This window comes from Burkholderia sp. Ac-20392 (assembly GCF_017104585.1).
GTDB classification, from domain to species: domain Bacteria; phylum Pseudomonadota; class Gammaproteobacteria; order Burkholderiales; family Burkholderiaceae; genus Burkholderia; species Burkholderia lata.
The window spans coordinates 1-1,064 of record NZ_JAAGPB010001081.1 but is presented as its reverse complement, the minus strand read 5'-3'; the positions used below and the strand labels follow the sequence as shown (position 1 = coordinate 1,064).

The following is a 1,064-nucleotide window of genomic DNA, read 5'->3' as shown; positions in this document are numbered from 1 at the left end:
GCGCGCGAGCTGCGGCAGCGCGTCGTCGCACGCGGCCGCCTCGCCGCACCACCACGAATGCACGGCCGGCAGCGTCAGCGTTTCGCCGAGCAGCCCTTCCGCGAGACGCGGCATGAAGCCGAGCATCGCCGGCGATTCGAGGAAGCCCGAGCCCGGCGCGTTCGCGAGCAGCACGTTGCCCGCGCGCACGGCCTGCAGCAGCCCCGGCACACCGAGCATCGAATCGGGCCGCAGTTCGAGCGGATCGAGCCACGCGTCGTCGACGCGCCGCAGGATGCCGTGCACGGGTTCGAGCCCGCGCAGCGTCTTCAGGAAAACGCGGTTGTCGCGCGCGGTCAGGTCGCCGCCTTCGACGAGCGTGAGGCCGAGGTAGCGCGCGAGATACGCGTGTTCGAAATACGTCGCGCTGTGCGGCCCCGGTGTGAGCAGCACGATCCGCGAATTCTTGCGGGCCGGGCTGAGCGCCTGCATGCTCTGCAGCAGTGCGCGGTACGCGGACGCGAGCCGCTGCACGCGCAGCCCGCGAAACCCGCGCGGAAAGAGCCGCGACACGATCAGCCGGTTTTCGAGCAAGTAGCCGAGGCCGGCCGCGCCCTGCGTGTGCTGCGCGACGATCCGCCACTGCCCGTCCGGGCCGCGCGCAAGATCGAACGCGACGACGTGCAGCCAGGTATCGCCCGGCACGCGTGCGCCGCGCATCGCGCGCAGGTAGCCGGGATGTCCGGTGACGAGCGCGGGCGGCAGCAGCCCGCGTTCGAGGATCGTCTGCGGGCCGTACAGGTCGGCCAGCGTCGCGTTGAGCAGCCGCACGCGCTGCAGCACGCCGCGCTCGATCGCGACCCAGTCCTCGGGCGTGACGATCAGCGGCAACAGGTCGAGCGACCACGGGCCGGCCGCGCCGTCGCCGGCGCGCTGCTCGTGCAGTTGATAGAACAGGCCGTTCTCGCGCATGCCGCGGTAAAGCGCGTCGGCTCGGCGTCGCGGAGAGCGTCGCGTGGGGCAGAGGTGTATGGCGCTCGTGTGGGTGCTGTCGTCGTCGGTGTACTGACAAATAACATATAGTA

1 pseudogene is annotated in these 1,064 nt (G+C 71.0%); it reads right to left on the bottom strand.

Annotated elements, in window-relative coordinates:
* A pseudogene (locus tag G3N99_RS40890) lies at window positions 1-975 on the bottom strand (circularly permuted type 2 ATP-grasp protein); the annotation flags it as partial.
* Window positions 976-1,064: the final 89 nt, after the last annotated feature.